The organism is Sphingorhabdus sp., from assembly GCF_040079335.1.
GTDB lineage: Bacteria > Pseudomonadota > Alphaproteobacteria > Sphingomonadales > Sphingomonadaceae > Sphingorhabdus_B.
On the sequence record NZ_JBEBKL010000054.1, the window covers coordinates 1 to 15,572 of the forward strand.

General features: G+C 59.0%; 18 protein-coding genes. 12 read left to right on the plus strand and 6 right to left on the minus strand.

Translation table 11 applies throughout. From position 1 onward, the window contains the following. The first annotated feature begins 63 nt into the window (after window positions 1-63). The 3 genes from ABL922_RS12490 to ABL922_RS12500 are packed head-to-tail and all read left to right on the plus strand — an operon-like array spanning window position 64 to window position 1,684. Window positions 64-801: a folate-binding protein gene (locus tag ABL922_RS12490; protein WP_349024555.1), complete on the plus strand. Its 738-nt coding sequence runs from the start codon at window positions 64-66 to the stop codon at window positions 799-801. Between the two features lie 53 nt (window positions 802-854). Next, the gene (locus ABL922_RS12495; protein ID WP_349024538.1) at window positions 855-1,268 is read left to right on the plus strand and encodes a hypothetical protein; all 414 of its coding nucleotides are present in this window, start codon (window positions 855-857) and stop codon (window positions 1,266-1,268) included. A gap of 47 nt (window positions 1,269-1,315) precedes the next feature. Beyond that, window positions 1,316-1,684, plus strand: coding sequence for a hypothetical protein (locus ABL922_RS12500; RefSeq protein WP_349024539.1), 369 nt, complete (start codon window positions 1,316-1,318; stop codon window positions 1,682-1,684). A 9-nt stretch (window positions 1,685-1,693) separates the two neighbouring features. Here ABL922_RS12500 and gyrB read toward each other — a convergent pair whose 3' ends face one another. Further along, complete coding sequence (gyrB, locus tag ABL922_RS12505) at window positions 1,694-4,240, minus strand: DNA topoisomerase (ATP-hydrolyzing) subunit B (protein ID WP_349024540.1); 2,547 nt, start codon at window positions 4,238-4,240, stop codon at window positions 1,694-1,696. A 125-nt stretch (window positions 4,241-4,365) separates the two neighbouring features. Here gyrB and ABL922_RS12510 point away from each other — a divergent pair, with 125 nt between their 5' ends. Together ABL922_RS12510 and ABL922_RS12515 are read left to right on the plus strand one after the other, a co-directional pair. Further along, window positions 4,366-5,937 carry a class I adenylate-forming enzyme family protein gene (locus ABL922_RS12510; RefSeq protein ID WP_349024541.1) on the plus strand — a complete coding sequence of 524 codons (1,572 nt, stop codon included), beginning with the start codon at window positions 4,366-4,368 and terminating at the stop codon, window positions 5,935-5,937. Next, window positions 5,934-6,407 carry a DUF2721 domain-containing protein gene (locus ABL922_RS12515; protein ID WP_349024542.1) on the plus strand — a complete coding sequence of 158 codons (474 nt, stop codon included), beginning with the start codon at window positions 5,934-5,936 and terminating at the stop codon, window positions 6,405-6,407. The genes ABL922_RS12510 and ABL922_RS12515 overlap by 4 nt, the downstream gene beginning before the upstream one ends. On the opposite strand, the gene coaD is transcribed toward ABL922_RS12515, so the two are convergent. From coaD to ABL922_RS12530, 3 genes are read right to left on the minus strand one after another with little or no spacing between them, the layout of a single operon-like run. After that, complete coding sequence (coaD, locus tag ABL922_RS12520) at window positions 6,404-6,907, minus strand: pantetheine-phosphate adenylyltransferase (RefSeq protein WP_349024543.1); 504 nt, start codon at window positions 6,905-6,907, stop codon at window positions 6,404-6,406. The two genes, ABL922_RS12515 and coaD, sit on opposite strands and share 4 nt — an antisense overlap. A 13-nt stretch (window positions 6,908-6,920) precedes the next feature. Further along, complete coding sequence (locus ABL922_RS12525) at window positions 6,921-7,820, minus strand: polyprenyl synthetase family protein (RefSeq protein WP_349024544.1); 900 nt, start codon at window positions 7,818-7,820, stop codon at window positions 6,921-6,923. Window positions 7,821-7,826: 6 nt separating this feature from the next. Further along, window positions 7,827-8,066, minus strand: a complete 240-nt coding sequence (locus tag ABL922_RS12530) for an exodeoxyribonuclease VII small subunit (protein ID WP_349024545.1) — start codon at window positions 8,064-8,066, stop codon at window positions 7,827-7,829. A gap of 109 nt (window positions 8,067-8,175) precedes the next feature. Between ABL922_RS12530 and ABL922_RS12535 the strand changes: the two genes are divergently transcribed. The 4 genes from ABL922_RS12535 (at window position 8,176) to ABL922_RS12550 (ending at window position 12,007) form a co-directional block, all read left to right on the plus strand. Continuing rightward, the gene (locus ABL922_RS12535) at window positions 8,176-8,607 is read left to right on the plus strand and encodes a hypothetical protein (protein ID WP_349024546.1); all 432 of its coding nucleotides are present in this window, start codon (window positions 8,176-8,178) and stop codon (window positions 8,605-8,607) included. 102 nt (window positions 8,608-8,709) lie between these two features. Then, window positions 8,710-9,360: a hypothetical protein gene (locus tag ABL922_RS12540; protein WP_349024547.1), complete on the plus strand. Its 651-nt coding sequence runs from the start codon at window positions 8,710-8,712 to the stop codon at window positions 9,358-9,360. Between the two features lie 29 nt (window positions 9,361-9,389). After that, on the plus strand, window positions 9,390-11,594 hold the full coding sequence (gene purL, locus ABL922_RS12545; protein ID WP_349024548.1) for a phosphoribosylformylglycinamidine synthase subunit PurL: 2,205 nt from the start codon (window positions 9,390-9,392) through the stop codon (window positions 11,592-11,594). Beyond that, the gene (locus ABL922_RS12550) at window positions 11,594-12,007 is read left to right on the plus strand and encodes a hypothetical protein (protein WP_349024549.1); all 414 of its coding nucleotides are present in this window, start codon (window positions 11,594-11,596) and stop codon (window positions 12,005-12,007) included. Before purL ends, ABL922_RS12550 begins: the two co-directional genes overlap by 1 nt. On the opposite strand, the gene ABL922_RS12555 is transcribed toward ABL922_RS12550, so the two are convergent. Further along, window positions 12,004-12,792 carry a Coq4 family protein gene (locus tag ABL922_RS12555; protein ID WP_349024550.1) on the minus strand — a complete coding sequence of 263 codons (789 nt, stop codon included), beginning with the start codon at window positions 12,790-12,792 and terminating at the stop codon, window positions 12,004-12,006. The two genes, ABL922_RS12550 and ABL922_RS12555, sit on opposite strands and share 4 nt — an antisense overlap. 142 nt (window positions 12,793-12,934) lie before the next feature. On the opposite strand from ABL922_RS12555, the gene ABL922_RS12560 reads away from it, so the two are divergent. The 3 genes from ABL922_RS12560 (at window position 12,935) to bfr (ending at window position 14,987) form a co-directional block, all read left to right on the plus strand. Continuing rightward, on the plus strand, window positions 12,935-14,170 hold the full coding sequence (locus tag ABL922_RS12560) for a DUF418 domain-containing protein (protein WP_349024551.1): 1,236 nt from the start codon (window positions 12,935-12,937) through the stop codon (window positions 14,168-14,170). A 55-nt stretch (window positions 14,171-14,225) separates the two neighbouring features. After that, window positions 14,226-14,396 (plus strand): (2Fe-2S)-binding protein, encoded by a 171-nt coding sequence (locus tag ABL922_RS12565; protein ID WP_349024552.1) that lies wholly within the window; start codon window positions 14,226-14,228, stop codon window positions 14,394-14,396. Window positions 14,397-14,507: 111 nt separating this feature from the next. Continuing rightward, entirely contained in the window at window positions 14,508-14,987 is a 480-nt protein-coding gene (gene bfr, locus ABL922_RS12570) for a bacterioferritin (protein ID WP_349024553.1), read from the plus strand. Window positions 14,988-14,998: 11 nt separating this feature from the next. Here the strand turns inward: bfr and ABL922_RS12575 are convergent, their stop codons facing one another. Beyond that, the gene (locus ABL922_RS12575) at window positions 14,999-15,430 is read right to left on the minus strand and encodes an Hpt domain-containing protein (protein WP_349024554.1); all 432 of its coding nucleotides are present in this window, start codon (window positions 15,428-15,430) and stop codon (window positions 14,999-15,001) included. Between the last annotated feature and the right edge of the window lie 142 nt (window positions 15,431-15,572).

Genomic DNA, 15,572 nt, shown 5'->3' on the forward strand with positions numbered 1-15,572 from the left:
CCCCAACCCCTCCCCAAAAGGGGAGGGGCTTTTATTCTCGCCAATCATGGCTATCTGTCACCCATGTCTGCACCCCGATTATTCGATCGCGCCCTTATCCGCCTTTCCCCGCAGGAGGAAGGCGAGGATGTGCGCGGATTTCTGCAAGGGTTGGTGACACAGGACACACAGGCTGAATTGCCTCTATGGGCAGGTTTGCTGACGCCGCAGGGCAAGGCGCTTTTCGATTTCTTCCTCTGGGCGGATGCCGACGACATTTTGATCGATTGCGAAGCTGCACAGGCCGAGGCGCTGACACGGCGACTGTCGCTCTATAGATTGCGGCGTAAGATAGCGATTGCGGTTGATCCGGCGGTTGGCGTCTTCTGGGCGGCAGCGGCCCTCGATCGCCCGACCGACCCGCGCTTGCCCGAATTGGGGGTGCGCTGGATCGGCCCGGTATCGGCGGACGATGTCGACATCAGCCCCTTCTACCGTGCCCACCGGCTGTCGCATGGCGTGCCCGAGGGGCTGGCCGAACTGGGCAGCGATGCGACGCTCTGGCTGGAAACCAATGCCGCGGAGCTGAATGGAGTATCGTTCACCAAGGGCTGCTATGTCGGCCAGGAAAATACCGCGCGGATGAACTGGCGGCAAAAGGTCAACCGGCGGCTGGTTGTCGTGCCCACCGCCGACGCTGATCCGGCCAAGGCGCGCACCAGCTATCCCGATCTGGGTCTTGCGGTCGAACTGCGCCGGGTGGAGAATATGGTCGAACTTCCGCTCCCCGCGTGGCAGGCAGCCGCGATCGCCGCCGATTGACAAGCGGCGCGCATTCGCGCACCCGCTGACGAAACAGCCCGAAAGGACATTTGATGACAGCCACGCTGCTCCTGATTGCAGCGCTCGCCGCCGCCGAACCTGTCGCACCGGATGCGGACGCTACAAAGACGGAGGATGCCGCGCTGTTCGATGCAGCCGCCGGATGCGCGGCTTACCATGTCTATATCGCGTCGACCGCTGAGCCGGGAAGCGACGTGGCGAAAAGCGGTGAAGAGAAGGCGATCCTGTTCCTGCTCGCAACCTATGCCAAAATGCCCGAAGACAAGCCCGAAGCAGCCGAGGCAAAGATAGAGGAAACCGTGAAGGGCCTGTTCGATGATTCGGTCGCGATCGAGCCCGAACAGCATAAGCGCGAGATGGAGGAGCTGAAACAGGCCTGCATTTCTTTTGAGCCCGCCGCCACCGCGATTGTCGACGAAGCGGGTCTGGCTTCCGAACCCAAATGAGCCTGTTTGTTCAGCAGGCGGTCATGACTTTGGACTAAGGCGTTTCAATGTTGATCCTTCCCCTTCTATTGCTGGCACAACCCGCTGACGCGGAAACCTATGATGCGTTGCTGCGCTGTGCTGTGTTCCACACCATCGAGGGTGAACGTCTGGAGCGGGATGAGGGCGCGGCTGCGGGCGATGCCCAAAAGGCTGTTGCTACCGATTTTGCCGCAACGGCGCGCGCCATGCTGTCAGATGACAATGATGCCAATGCGGTCGAAACCGATCTTGGCCAGCGCAAGGCCGAATATCTGGAAACGCTGGCATCGGGCGAACTGCGCCAAACCGCCGAACAATGGGCCGCGCTGGAACTCGCGTGCAAGGATCTCTACCCGATGCTGAGCGCCATCAATTCGACGGGCGAAACCCGCTAGCCAAATCGATCAGACGTCCAGATTGGCCACATTCAGCGCGTTATCCTGAATGAATTCACGGCGTGGTTCGACCACATCGCCCATCAGCTTTTCGAAAATCTCGCCCTCTTCCTGGCTGTCTTCGATCGTCACTTGCAACAGCGAACGGGCCGTCGGGTCGAGCGTGGTTTCCCAAAGCTGTTCGGCATTCATTTCGCCCAGCCCCTTATAGCGCGCAATCGACAGGCCCTTGCGACCAGCCGCCAGCACGGCGTCGAGCAGTTCGGACGGACGGGTGATCGCCTTGTCCGCCGTTGCCTTGCGTGCCGCAGGGCTCTGTACCCCTTCGCTGTCCTCACCATCAACGTCCGCTTCGGGCTCTGTTGCGGCCGCACCCGATTTGACCAGACGGGCAGGCGTCAAATAGCTTTCGGCCTCTTCCATCGCCAGCCGGTGCAGTTTGCGGGCCTCGGCGCTGATCAGGAAGCTGCGTTCGATGATGTGGTGGTCGGAAACCCCGCGCCAACGCTTCTCAAAATGATAGCCGCCCTCTTCGGCGACACGGCCCGTCCAGACGCTCTCGCTATCCTGTGCGTCCATCCACGCAGCCGCCTTGGCAACGGCGGCCTCGCGTTCTGTACCCTCCAGTTCGGGGCCTAATGCGCCGTTCAGCGCCAGACCCTCGATGATCGTCGGGTCATAGCGTCGTGGCACATAGGCCATCAGGCTGCGCATCCGCCGCGCATGTTCGACCAAGGCAGCCAGATCATTGCCGCTGCGCTGCCCTTGTGCACTTTCGAGCAGCACGCCGCCAAGCCCGGCATCGACCAGATAATTGTCGAGCGCTGCATCATCTTTCAGATAGAGTTCGCTGCGCCCCTTGGCGACCTTGTAGAGCGGCGGTTGCGCGATGTAGAGATGCCCCGCCTCGATGATCGGTTTCATCTGCCGGTAGAAGAAAGTGAGCAACAATGTGCGGATATGGCTGCCGTCGACATCGGCGTCGGTCATGATCACGATCTTGTGATAACGCAGCTTTTCAAGGTTGAAATCGTCGCGGATGCCGGTGCCCATCGCCTGGATCAGCGTGCCGACTTCCTTGGACGAAATCACCCGGTCGAAACGCGCGCGTTCGACATTCAGGATTTTACCCTTCAGCGGCAGGATCGCCTGATAATGCCGGTCGCGGCCCTGCTTGGCAGAGCCGCCTGCCGAGTCACCTTCGACCAGGAACAGTTCGGATTTGGCGGGATCACGTTCCTGACAGTCGGCAAGTTTGCCGGGGAGCGAGGCGATGTCCATCGCACCCTTGCGCCGGGTCAGTTCACGCGCTTTGCGTGCAGCTTCGCGGGCGGCGGCGGCGTCGACGATCTTGCCGATCAGCGTCTTGGCGTGCGCAGGATTTTCCTCAAGCCATTCGGCCATCTTGTCCGCCATCAGGCTTTCAAGCGGTTGGCGCACTTCGGAGGAGACCAGCTTGTCCTTGGTCTGCGACGAAAATTTGGGGTCGGGCAGTTTGACCGAAACAATCGCGGTCAGCCCTTCGCGCATATCCTCACCCGTCAGCGAGACCTTTTCCTTTTTCAGGATGCCCGACTTTTCGCCATAATTGTTGATCGTGCGGGTCAGCGCGGCGCGGAAGGCGGCCAGGTGGGTGCCGCCGTCGCGCTGCGGGATATTGTTGGTGAAGCAGAGGACATTTTCATAATAGCTGTCGTTCCATTCGAGCGACACATCGATGCCAATGCCGTCGCGTTCGGACGAGATCGCAATCGGATCGGGCATGATCGCAACCTTGTTACGATCGAGATATTTGACGAACGCCGCAATGCCGCCTTCATAATAAAGATCATGCTCGAGCACATCGGCATGGCGCTTGTCGCGCAACAGGATGCGCACACCCGAATTGAGGAAGGCGAGCTCGCGATAGCGGTGCTCGAGCTTGTCGAAATCAAACTCGATGACATTCTTGAAGGTGTCGGTTGACGCCATGAAGGTTACGCGAGTGCCCTTTTTGGGCTTTCCGTCGACCACCGGCGCATCGCCTTTGACGATCAGCGGGGCGACCGCGTCGCCATGCTCGAACCGCATCCAATGCTCTTTGCCCTCACGCCAGATGGTCAGTTCAAGAAATTCGGACAAAGCGTTGACCACCGATACGCCGACGCCGTGCAGGCCGCCGGAAACCTTATAGGCGTTGTCGTCCGACGTGTTCTCGAACTTCCCGCCAGCATGCAGCTGGGTCATGATGACTTCGGCGGCGGAGACGCCCTCTTCCTTGTGCATGCCCGTGGGGATGCCACGACCATTATCTTCGACCGAAACCGAGCCGTCGGGATTGAGTTCGATAAGTACCAGATCGCAATGCCCGGCCAGCGCCTCGTCAATCGCATTGTCCGAGACTTCGAAAACCATGTGATGCAGGCCCGAACCATCATCGGTATCGCCGATATACATGCCGGGCCGTTTGCGCACGGCATCAAGGCCTTTCAGCACCTTGATGCTGTCTGCACCATATTCATTCTGGTTGGGATTGGCGGCGCTATCGCCGGTACGCTCTTCGCTGTTTTCTTGCATAGGCGGACTATAGGGGAAGGGTCGCATAAACCCAAGGAAAAGCCGCTCTTTTCCACAAGGATTTGGGGCTTCCCTTTTGGCGATTCGTCGGCTTAAGCAACAATGCAAACAAGGAGAGCGACGCGATGACATTCGAGCCGATGGCCGAACTGGAAAAACCCTTTGGCGACTATAGCGGGCTCATCGCCGCCTGGGGCCGGGAGAGGCCGGATCGGGTTGCGCTGAACGACGGCATCGAAAGTCTGACATGGGCCGAAGTTGCGGCGCTGGTTGAACGGATTGCCGCGCAATTGCAACGCGATGGCCTGCAAAAAGGACAGGCGGTCGCTATCCTCGGCACCAGCACGGTGCGCTACGCACTGGCTTATCTTGGAGCGATCCGGGCGGGTGGCTGCGCCGCGCCACTGACCACCTCGGCCACGCCGCAGCAGTTGGAGGCGATGCTCAAGGATTCGGGCGCGATGCACCTGTTCATCGATGCGCCCAAGCTGGCGGACCTTACAGGGCGCGATCTGCCGCCAGTCAAAACGATCATGCTCGATGCGCCTTTGGGCGACAATCCGGATATTTTCGGCTGGATGGCAGAGGAAGGTGCCGAAGCAGCACCGCATGGCTGCGGCCCCAAAGACCCGTTTAACATCATCTATTCAAGCGGCACGACCGGAACCCCCAAGGGCATCATCCATTCGCGCCAGATGCGTTGGCTCCATGCCTGCGTCGGCGCCAACACCGGCTATGGCGCACCCGAAGCGGCCTCGCTCGCCTCGACCCCGCTCTATTCGAACACCACCCTCGCCTTGGTCATCCCGACAATCGCTTATGGCGGCACGCTGCATCTGATGCCCAAATTCGACACTGTCGGTTATTTGGAGCGCGCGCAACAGCATCGCATCACGCACACGATGCTGGTGCCCGTTCAATATAAGCGATTGATGGAATATGAGAAATTCGACGATTATGACCTTTCGAGCTATTGGCTGAAATATTGCACTAGCGCCCCGTTCGCGCCCGCGCTCAAGGCCGATGTTCTAAAGCGCTGGCCGGGTGGACTGGTCGAAATCTATTCGATGACCGAAGGCGGTGTGGTTTGCCTGCTGCAGGCGCACGAACATCCGGACAAGCTACACACCGTTGGCATACCGTGGAAGGGCAGCGAGGTTTTCACCATCGACGAAGCGGGCAATCGACTGCCTGCGGGGGAAATTGGCGAACTGGTCGGGCGGTCGTCGACAATGATGTCGGGCTATCAGAACCAGCCCGACAAAACCCGCGAAGGCTATTGGATTGATCCCGAGGATGGCAGTGTCTGGCAGCGGATGGGCGACATCGGTCGCCTCGATGCCGATGGCTTTGTCGAATTGCTAGGGCGTTCGAAGGACATGATCATTTCGGGTGGCTTCAACATCTATCCAGTTGACCTTGAGGGCATATTGCTCGGCCTTCCGGGCGTTGAAGAAGCTGCTGTCATCGGCGTGCCCAGCGAACGCTGGGGCGAAACACCGGTTGGCTTTGTCACTGGCGGCAAGGGCGTGAAGCTGGATACCGACGCGTTGCTGAAAGCGGCGAACGACCAACTGGGCAAGACCCAGCGTCTGTCCGCGCTCTACCAGATCGACGAAATGCCGCGCAGCCACATCGGCAAACTGCTGAAAACCGAGTTGCGTGATACCGCAGCCAGCTATGGCGTAATTGCGTGAACGGACAGATTTCCGGCGATCTTCAGACAGTTATCTCGGTCCTCCAGACCGCTTTGACTCCTGCTTTTCTGCTGGTTGCAGTCGGCAGCCTGTTGAATGTCTTGACTGGTCGCCTTTCGCGAATCGTCGATCGAGCGCGCGACCTACAGGATCGGCATGGCAAGGCGTCGGGCGACGAGCTGGCGAAACTGGTTGCGGAATTGCGCCTGTCGCACCGAAGGATGAAGGCGGTTGAGCTGTCTATCCTCTTTTCGGTGCTGTCGGCGATCACCGTCAGCATCATGATCGGATTGTTGTTCCTGATGGGCCTCAGCACCATTTCGCTGACGGGCGCGATCGTTGCCGTCTTCATGCTGTCGCTGGCATTGCTTGCGGGTGCGCTGATCCTGTTTGTGCGCGAGATCCAGCTTGCAGCCAAGGCAATCCATGTTCCGAAAGAGTTTCTGAAACTGCCTGAAAATCCGGCTTAGGCAGCGCCCTTGTTTGCCGCAACACGCGCCACAACCTCCTGCTTGACGGCAGGTGTCACAAATTTGCGTATGTCGCCGCCATAAAGCGCGATTTCCTTGACCAGTCGGCTGGCGATGGGTTGCAGTGCAACATCGGCCATCAGGAAGATGGTTTCCACCCGGTCATTCAACTGCCGGTTCATGCCGGTGAGTTGATATTCATATTCGAAGTCGGTCACCCCGCGAATGCCGCGGATGACAACCGCTGCACCCTGCGCATCGGCAAAGTCCATCAGCAACGAATTGAAGCCGACGACGCGCGTGTTGCTGATGCCCTGGCTCTTAACTTCGCGCTCGACCATCGCCATCCGTTCGTCATCGTTGAACATAGGCGATTTCGCAATATTTGTGGTCACGCCGATCACCAGTTCGTCGACCAGTTTTGCGCCGCGCGCGATGATGTCCATATGGCCTAGGGTGATGGGATCGAAAGTTCCCGGATAGACGCCGATACGCTTCATGTTTCCCTCCCCCTTAACGGTCCCGTTCGAGCACATAGCGCGCAATACCGCGCAGCAGGTCCGCCTCGCGGCCATAACTGGCCAGATGATTGATCGATTGTTCGACCAGCATTTCGGCCTGCTGCTTGGCGCGCTCCAGCCCCATAAGCGAGACAAAGGTCGCTTTCCCGGCATCGGCATCCTTGTGCAACGCCTTGCCTGCCAGCGCCTCGTCACCTTCGACATCCATGATGTCGTCAACAATCTGGAAAGCGAGGCCGATGTCGCGCGCATAGCCGCGCAAATGGACGCGGCCTTCGGGCGGCACATGGCCGAGTATTGCGCCCATTTCGACACTCGCGGCAATGAGGGCGCCGGTTTTCAAGGCCTGCAATCGGGTGACGGTCGGCAGATCGAAGCTCGATTTTTCTGCCTCAAGGTCCATCATTTGCCCGCCCGCCATGCCGTCAGGTCCGCTCGCCTTGGCCAATGTGGCGATCAGGTCACCGCGCACAAATGGATCGGGATGGGTTTCGGGATCGGACAGGATTTCAAAGGCCAGCGCGTGCAGCGAATCCCCGGCGAGTACGGCCGTCGCTTCGTCATAGGCCCTGTGCACAGTAGGTTTGCCGCGTCGCATATCGTCATCATCCATGCAAGGCAGATCGTCGTGCACCAGCGAATAGACGTGGATCGCCTCCACCGCCGTGCCTGCGCGGACCGATTGGGTTCGCGCCACGTTGAAAATGCTAGCGGTTGCGATCACCAACAGCGGGCGCAGCCTTTTGCCCCCACCCATCGCCGCATGCCGCATCGCTTCAAATAACTTTGCGCGCGCGTCGGTTGGAACCGCCAGCAGCGCGCCGAACATTGCATCGACATCAGCTGCGACCTCGGCAATCGCCTCATCGATCGACGGGACGGAGCTGCCCATCAGGATTCAATCCGCATCAAAAGGGCGGGTGCCGGCAGGGGCACCGTCGGCGCCAAGCACGATCTGCTCGATCCGCGCTTGTGCAGCATCGAGCCGCGCCTGGCATTGCGCCCGCAATTTGTGCCCCTGTTCGTACAAAGCGATCGATTCGTCGAGCGCCGCTTCGCCGCTTTCGAGTTTGCGGACAATTTCTTCCAACGCTTTCAGGGCGGCTTCGAAGCTTGGTTCTGGGTTATCTGTCGACATGCTTCAGCTTTGGCGCGGGGCAGCTTGCCGGTCAAGGGTTTCGCTTCGTCGACGGCTGGAGCTGATTTTACTTTCCGCGGTAACAAAGCTCGTGCAAAGTCCCGACTCTATGAAGAAATCCATTCTCCTCATCGCCCCGTTGTCCATGCTGGCGTTAGCGGCATGCAACAAGTCTGAAACCCCCGCTGCCGAAGGTGAAGCTACCGCTGCTACCGAAGCGGCTGCTGCACCCGCCGCGGAAATGCCTCCGGCAATCACTTCGCAGGCGACCTATCGTTGCGCCGACAACACCATCGTCCATGTCGACTTCCTCGGCCAGAATGAAGCCGCTGACATTCGCGTCGGTGACAAAACCGCCGCCGCCGTTCGCGTGAGCGGTGAAAAGCCTGCCGCACCTGCTGAAGGCGCAGCTGCACCGGCAGCCGAAGCGCCCGCAGGCCCGCTGAAATCCGAAGATGGCAAGACCATGCTGTCGGGTAGCGGCAAGCAGATCAACCTCAAGCTTGCCGACAAAGGCGCGCAGACCTGCAAAAGCAACTGAGGCTGCCCTCATTTGAATAGAGGAAGGGGTCGCTTGTCGGCCCCTTTTTCTTGCGCATCGCTCGGCCGCCGCTATTCTTCCGATGCAGGGGAGGGACAAGCCATGTTTATCGGACATTTCGCACCGGCGATGATTGCCGCGCGCCATAAGGATGCACCCAGCCTGCCGGTGCTGTTTATCGGCGCACAGCTAGTCGACTGGGCCTTTTTCGGGCTGTTGCTGACGGGCATCGAAAAGATGCGGGTGACGCCGGGGATTGCGGTGATGAACCCGATGGACCTCTATCACATGCCCTATACACACAGCCTTTTGGGATCGGCGGTGTTTGCCATCGTGTTTGGCGGTTTGGTTTCGTTGGTTTCGAAGAGCCGGACGGCGGGCATTCTCTCAGCCCTCGTGGTTTTGTCACACTGGTTCCTCGACTTGCTGGTACATGTGCCTGACCTGACGCTGGCGGGCAGCCCGCCCAAGCTGGGGCTGGGTCTCTGGAACCATCCGCTGATCGAAATGCCGCTCGAACTGCTCCTGACTTTCGGCTCGCTCTGGCTTTATGCGAAAGTGGCAAAACCCGGGACGCTGCCCTTGGCTGTGCTGGCCGGCGTGATGCTGTTGTTTCAGGCGGTCAACTGGTTCGGCCCAGTCGAACCAGAAGTGACTACGGGCACCAGCCTTCTTGCATTCGTCGCCTTTGGCCTGATTACGCTTGCCGCATGGTGGGTTTATCGCAGCGAAGGCCGCAAACAGGCTGGCTAAAGGCAGCATGCAACGCTAAAGCGCCGCGCATGACCCAGACCGCCTCCGAGATCACCCCGCAAGTCGTCGCCGACCACGGCCTCAACGAAGAAGAATATGCGCGCATCCTGAATGCGATGGGGCGTGAGCCCAATCTGGTCGAGCTCGGTATTTTCTCGGTGATGTGGTCGGAGCATTGCAGCTATAAATCGTCGCGCATCCATTTGAAAAAGCTGCCGACCGAAGCGCCGTGGGTGATTTGTGGTCCTGGCGAAAATGCCGGTGTGATCGATATTGGCGACGGACAGGCGGCGATCTTCAAGATGGAGTCGCACAATCACCCGTCTTACATCGAACCCTATCAGGGTGCCGCGACCGGTGTTGGCGGGATCCTGCGCGACGTGTTCACCATGGGCGCGCGACCCGTGGCAAACATGAACGCACTGCGTTTTGGTCGCCCCGATCACCCCAAGATGAAGCATCTGGTGCAGGGCGTGGTCGCCGGAATCGGCGGCTATGGCAATTGCGTCGGCGTGCCGACCGTGGGCGGCGAGACCAATTTCCACTCCGCCTATGACGGCAACATCCTTGTCAACGCGATGACCGTGGGGGTCGCGGATCAGGACAAGATTTTCTATTCGGCCGCGACGGGTATCGGCAATCCGATCGTCTATGTGGGTTCAAAAACCGGGCGCGATGGCATCCACGGCGCGACCATGGCGAGCGCTGATTTTGGCGAGGATGCCGAGGAAAAGCGCCCGACGGTGCAGGTGGGCGATCCCTTTACCGAGAAGCTGCTGATCGAAGCCTGCCTCGAACTGATGGCGACAGATGCGATTGTCGCGATTCAGGATATGGGTGCGGCGGGCCTGACCTCCTCCAGCGTCGAAATGGCGTCGAAGGGCGGGTGCGGCATCCGGCTTGATATGAACAAGGTGCCGCAGCGCGAAACCGGGATGACGCCCTATGAAATGATGCTGTCCGAATCGCAGGAACGCATGCTGATGGTGTTGAAACCCGGCAAGGAGCCGATGGCGCAGGCGATTTTCGACAAATGGGAACTCGACTTCGCGGTGATCGGCGAAGTGACCGAAGCCCTTGAGGATGGGGGCCATATGGTGCTCGAATGGAATGGCGAAGTGGTGTGCGACATCCCGCTCGGCCCGCTCGCCGACGATGCGCCGCAATATGATCGGCCCGCGATGAGCCGTGAGGAATATAAGGCCTGGGCCAAGGTCAAACCGCTGGGCGATATCCCGCAATCGGCCGATCTGGGCGCAGACCTGCTCAAGCTGATGGCCTCTCCCGATCTCGCCAGCCGGGCCTGGATCTGGCAGCAATATGACAGCCAGGTTGGTGCGGATACCGCGCAGAAATCGGGCGGCGATGCGGCGGTCGTGCGTGTGCATGGGCATAAAAAGGCGCTCGCGATGTCGACCGATTGCACCCCGCGCTATGTCTATGCTGACCCTTATGAAGGCGGCAAGCAGGCGGTGGCTGAGACCTATCGCAACATCAGCGCGGTCGGTGCGACGCCGCTCGCAATCACCAACTGCCTCAACTTCGCCAACCCGCAGCGCCCCGAAATCATGGCGCAATTTGTGGGCGCCTTGGAAGGCATGGGTGATGCTTGTCGCGCGCTCGACTATCCGATCGTGTCGGGCAATGTGTCGCTCTACAACGAAAGCAAAGCGACCGGTGGGGGCAGTGCGATTCTGCCGACGCCAGCTATCGGCGGGGTAGGTCTGCTAGATGATATTGCAAAGATGGCGACCATCGGCTTCAAGGCCGAAGGCGAAATCCTCGCGGTCATCGGTCCGAACTATCCGGAGATGGGACAGTCGCTGTGGCTGCGCGAAATCCATGGCCGCGAAGATGGCGATCCGCCCTTTGTCGATCTGGCCGACGAGCGACTGAATGGCAGCATTGTGCGCCAGTTGATTGCCGATGGCGCGGTCACGGCGGTCCACGACATATCGGATGGCGGACTGCTGGTCGCGGTGGCCGAAATGGCGCTGGCAAGCGGCATCGGCGTTGAGCTTTCGCCGATGGATACAGCTTTTGCCTTCAACGAAACCCAGTCGCGCTATTTGGTAACCTATCCGGCGAACAAGCCACTCGATCGTGACAAGGTGCCTTTCGAACCGATCGGCACCGTTGGTGGGGACGGTATTCGCATCAACGGCTCGCTGGTGTCACTCTCCGAACTGCGCACGGCACATGAGAGTTTCTTCAAGGACTGGATGGAAGCCTGATGGCTGCGGCAGCGGGCTATTCCGGAACCCCGCTGGCGAAGAAGCTGAGCCTGAAAGATGGCATGCGCGTCTGGTTTGAGGACATGCCGGACAGTGTGCGTGCCGAGATTGCGAGTTTCGGCCTGACCTTCAATGAAGAAGTCGAACCCACAAAAGGCGTCGACGCAGCGCATGTTTTCGTGACTGAAAAGGCGGTGCTGGCCGAACGGCTAACGAATCTACGCCACACTATCGACCCTGCTGGTCAGCTCTGGATCAGCTGGCCCAAAAAGGCGGCCAAGGTCCCGACCGACATTACCGAAGACACCATTCGCGAACTTGCCCTGCCTATGGGCTGGGTCGATGTGAAGGTGTGCGCGGTCGATGCCGTCTGGTCCGGCCTCAAACTCGTGATCCGCAAGGAATTGCGTTAGGCAGCAGCCTTCTGCACACCCAGCAAATCATAAGGATCGATGCCTTCACCACGCATGATGGCGTGGGCGCGCTTATAGGTCACCGGCTCGCCGATGTTCAGCTGCTTGCGAGCTTCCGCCAGCGGCATTCCGAGCAAAACTTCGATATCCTGATGTGCGGGGCTTTTCGCGAGGCGACCCAGGCGCTGGCCCTCGCGTACGGCGGCATAAATCGGTGCGCCGGTTGAAACCGTTTTTTTGAGCTCGCGTGCGCCTGCCCAGGCGAGGAACAGCACACCCCAGCTGGGGTTCAGACTGTATGAAAAGGCGAGGACGCACTGTTCGCCGAGCGCATCGCGGCCATAGCCGGTGAGGACATGGAATAGGTCATGCGTGTCGCGCAGGCGATTGCTGTAGCGTTCGAGCATGTCGTTATAGCGCGGCTTGTCTTTCTGGAACTTTTCGAACTCGTCGACGAGCCCTTGGGAAGTCAGCCCTTCCTTCTCCATGAAGTCGCAATAGGCATGGGCGACGCTGCCCATCGGGAATTTGCGCAGCCGATCGTGATCGTCGAGCAGATGCGGCAGATATTCGTTCTTGCCGAGGATTTGCTTCCCCGTCGGCGTCGCGAAGAAATGTTCGGCGGATTTTGCAAAACGATTGTCGCGCAGCGCCTCGATAATGTGAAATACCTGTTCGGTATCTTCCTTATCGGCGATCAGTTTGCGGAAATGGTGCAGCGCCTTCATCGGGCGGAAACCCGAATCGGTGCGGGCGGGGTCGCAGAGGGGAATTGCCTGATCCATGAACACCTTACCTATGTTGCAGTTGTTGCGGATTTCTTACCAACAAGAGTGTTAATAGCAGCTTAGCAAGTCAGTATCAATAGCGACTGGACGTATCACCGCCCCAACTGTATTGATGGCTTAATACAGGGGAAGGAAAATCATGTCCAGCCAAGCGCTTGCAACCCGCCACATCACATTGGACGCGCTGCGTGGCTTTGCGGTGATGGGGATATTGGCGATGAATATCATTGCTTTTGCGCTCCCTGAATGGGCCTATGTCGCGCCCGGCACCTATGGCGGCGACAGTGCTGCGGACAAGGTGAGCTGGTTCCTCTCCTTCATATTCATCGACGGCAAGATGCGCGGGCTATTCTCGCTGCTGTTCGGGGCGAGCATGGCGCTGATTATCGAGCGCGCCGAAGCCAAAAGCGAGAATCCGGCTAAAGTCCATTATTCGCGGATGATCTGGCTGCTGCTCTTTGGCCTCGCCCATTATCTCTTCATCTGGTGGGGCGATATCCTGTTCCTTTATGCCGTGATCGGCTGCATCGCCTATCTGTTCCGCAATTGGGAGGCGAAGCGGCTGATCAAATGGGCGCTGATCATCTATGGCCTTGGTTTCCTGCTCTACGCACTGCAATTTGGCGCGCTGCAGTCTATGCAATATATGGCAACGCAGCCCGGTGCGGACGCGTCGATAGTGGCGCAATATAAGGAAGTCGTCGAAAGCCCCGACTTCAGTATAGATGCCAGCGCCGAAATCGCGGCCTATACCGGAAGCTATGCTGACATCGTCGCGCGCCGATGGGGCGACATCAGCAATCTGCTGTTCCTGATCCTGCAATCTATCACCGAAACATTGCCGCTGATGATGCTCGGCATGGCGATGAAGAAAAACGGTTTTCTGACCGGTGAGTGGGAACGCGGTGACTATGCGGGCTGGGCCCGCAAGATGCTGATCCCCGGTCTTTTGGTCTCGGTCGGGCTGGCGCTGTGGGTGGTATCGAGCGGCTATGACCTGATCACGACGTTGGGCAATTTCCTGGCGTGGAGCATGGTTCCACGGTTGTTGATGACAATCGGCTATGCCGCGCTGCTGATCATGGCAATCCAGTCCTTCGCAGGTTCGGCGTTCATCGGTCGGGTTGTTGCCGCCGGTCGCGCCGCCTTCACCAACTATCTGGGCACCAGCATTCTGATGTCGACGATATTCTACGGCTATGGACTGGGGCTGTATAATCAGGTCGGCCGCGCCAGCCTGTGGTTCTTCGTACTGGGCGCCTGGGCGCTGATGCTGCTGTGGTCAAAGCCCTGGCTGGATCGGTTCCAATATGGCCCGTTTGAATGGCTGTGGCGCAGTCTGGCGCGCGCGAAGCTTCAGCCGCTCAGAAAATAGGCGGCCCGCCTAATTGCTATTGCAATCAATTCGCATTAACGCTAAGGCGATTCTCATGATCGTCTGTGTATGCAATGCCATCCGCGAAAAAGACCTGCGCGCCGCGGTGCGTTGCGACAGTGAAAAACCGGCGGATGTCTATGCAAGGCTGGGTCGCAAGCCCAAATGCGGGCAATGCCTGTCTTTCGCGCGCGACCTAATCAGCGTTAAAGCTGCAACGGCCTAGCAATAGCGCCAGCTTATCCAAGTGTATCAGCGCCGGTTACGGAGCTTTTCCTGCTTTCAGAACCGCTGTCTTCGACCTATTCTGAGTGCAACCTATTTCAGGAGAACGACCATGAAGGGCGATAGCAAGGTCATCGAATTTCTCAACGAAGCGCTCAAGAACGAGCTGACCGCGATCAACCAATATTGGCTGCACTATCGCCTGCTCGACAATATGGGCGTCAAAAAGCTAGCCGAACTTGAACGCCACGAATCGATCGACGAGATGAAGCATGCCGACAAGCTGGCAGAGCGTATCCTGTTTCTGGAGGGGCTACCCAATTTCCAGATGCTAGGTCGGCTGAAGATCGGCGAGACGGTGGAGGAAATCCTGCGTGCCGACCTCGAGCTAGAGAATGAGGCGATACCGATGCTCAAAGATGCGATCGCGCATTGTGAAAGCGTGCGCGATTATGTCAGCCGCGATCTGTTCGCCGAGATCCTCGAAAGCGAGGAAGAGCATGTGGATACGCTGGAGACGCAGATCGAAATGATCGACCAGATGGGCATCCAGAATTACATCCAGCTGCAGTCAAAGCCCGCAGAAGGCTGAAAATCAGGTTGTTACAGCCGACCGAACTGTGACTGGCCCATGGTTCGCGCCCCAAACTGGGCACGACGTTCGACCAGCGGGCTGGCCTCGGACTCCAACGCGCTCAATGTGGCCTCAAACAGAGGGCGCAACTGCACGACTTTTTCGACCAGCTCTTCGGGGCCCTGCCGAATTTCGACATAATGGCGCGCAGCGACCTCAATTTCTTCGGTCAGTGCGGCAAGGCGTTCGGCACCAAACTGCCAGCTTTCGCCTTTCAGCGTGTGCGAAGGCAGCACCAGCTTTGCCGAATCGCGTTCACGCATCGCTTGTTCGATGGCAGCGACCGATTTAATGCCATCCTCGCGGAAATAGCCGAGCACGCGGACAAAGGCCTCTCCCAAAACCGTACGGGTCTCGGCAAAGGTGCCCCAGTTCACAATATCTTCGGCCGTATGGCTCATCGACATTAACGCTCCGCTTGGTTCAAAACTCCAAGCTCGCACTTTTAATTGCGACAGGTAAACAAGCCGTTGACGTTGAGGGGCCGGTATATCCCCCCCCACCCGCTTGCGGGAGGGGCCGGGGGAGGGCCAGTCAGGAAGG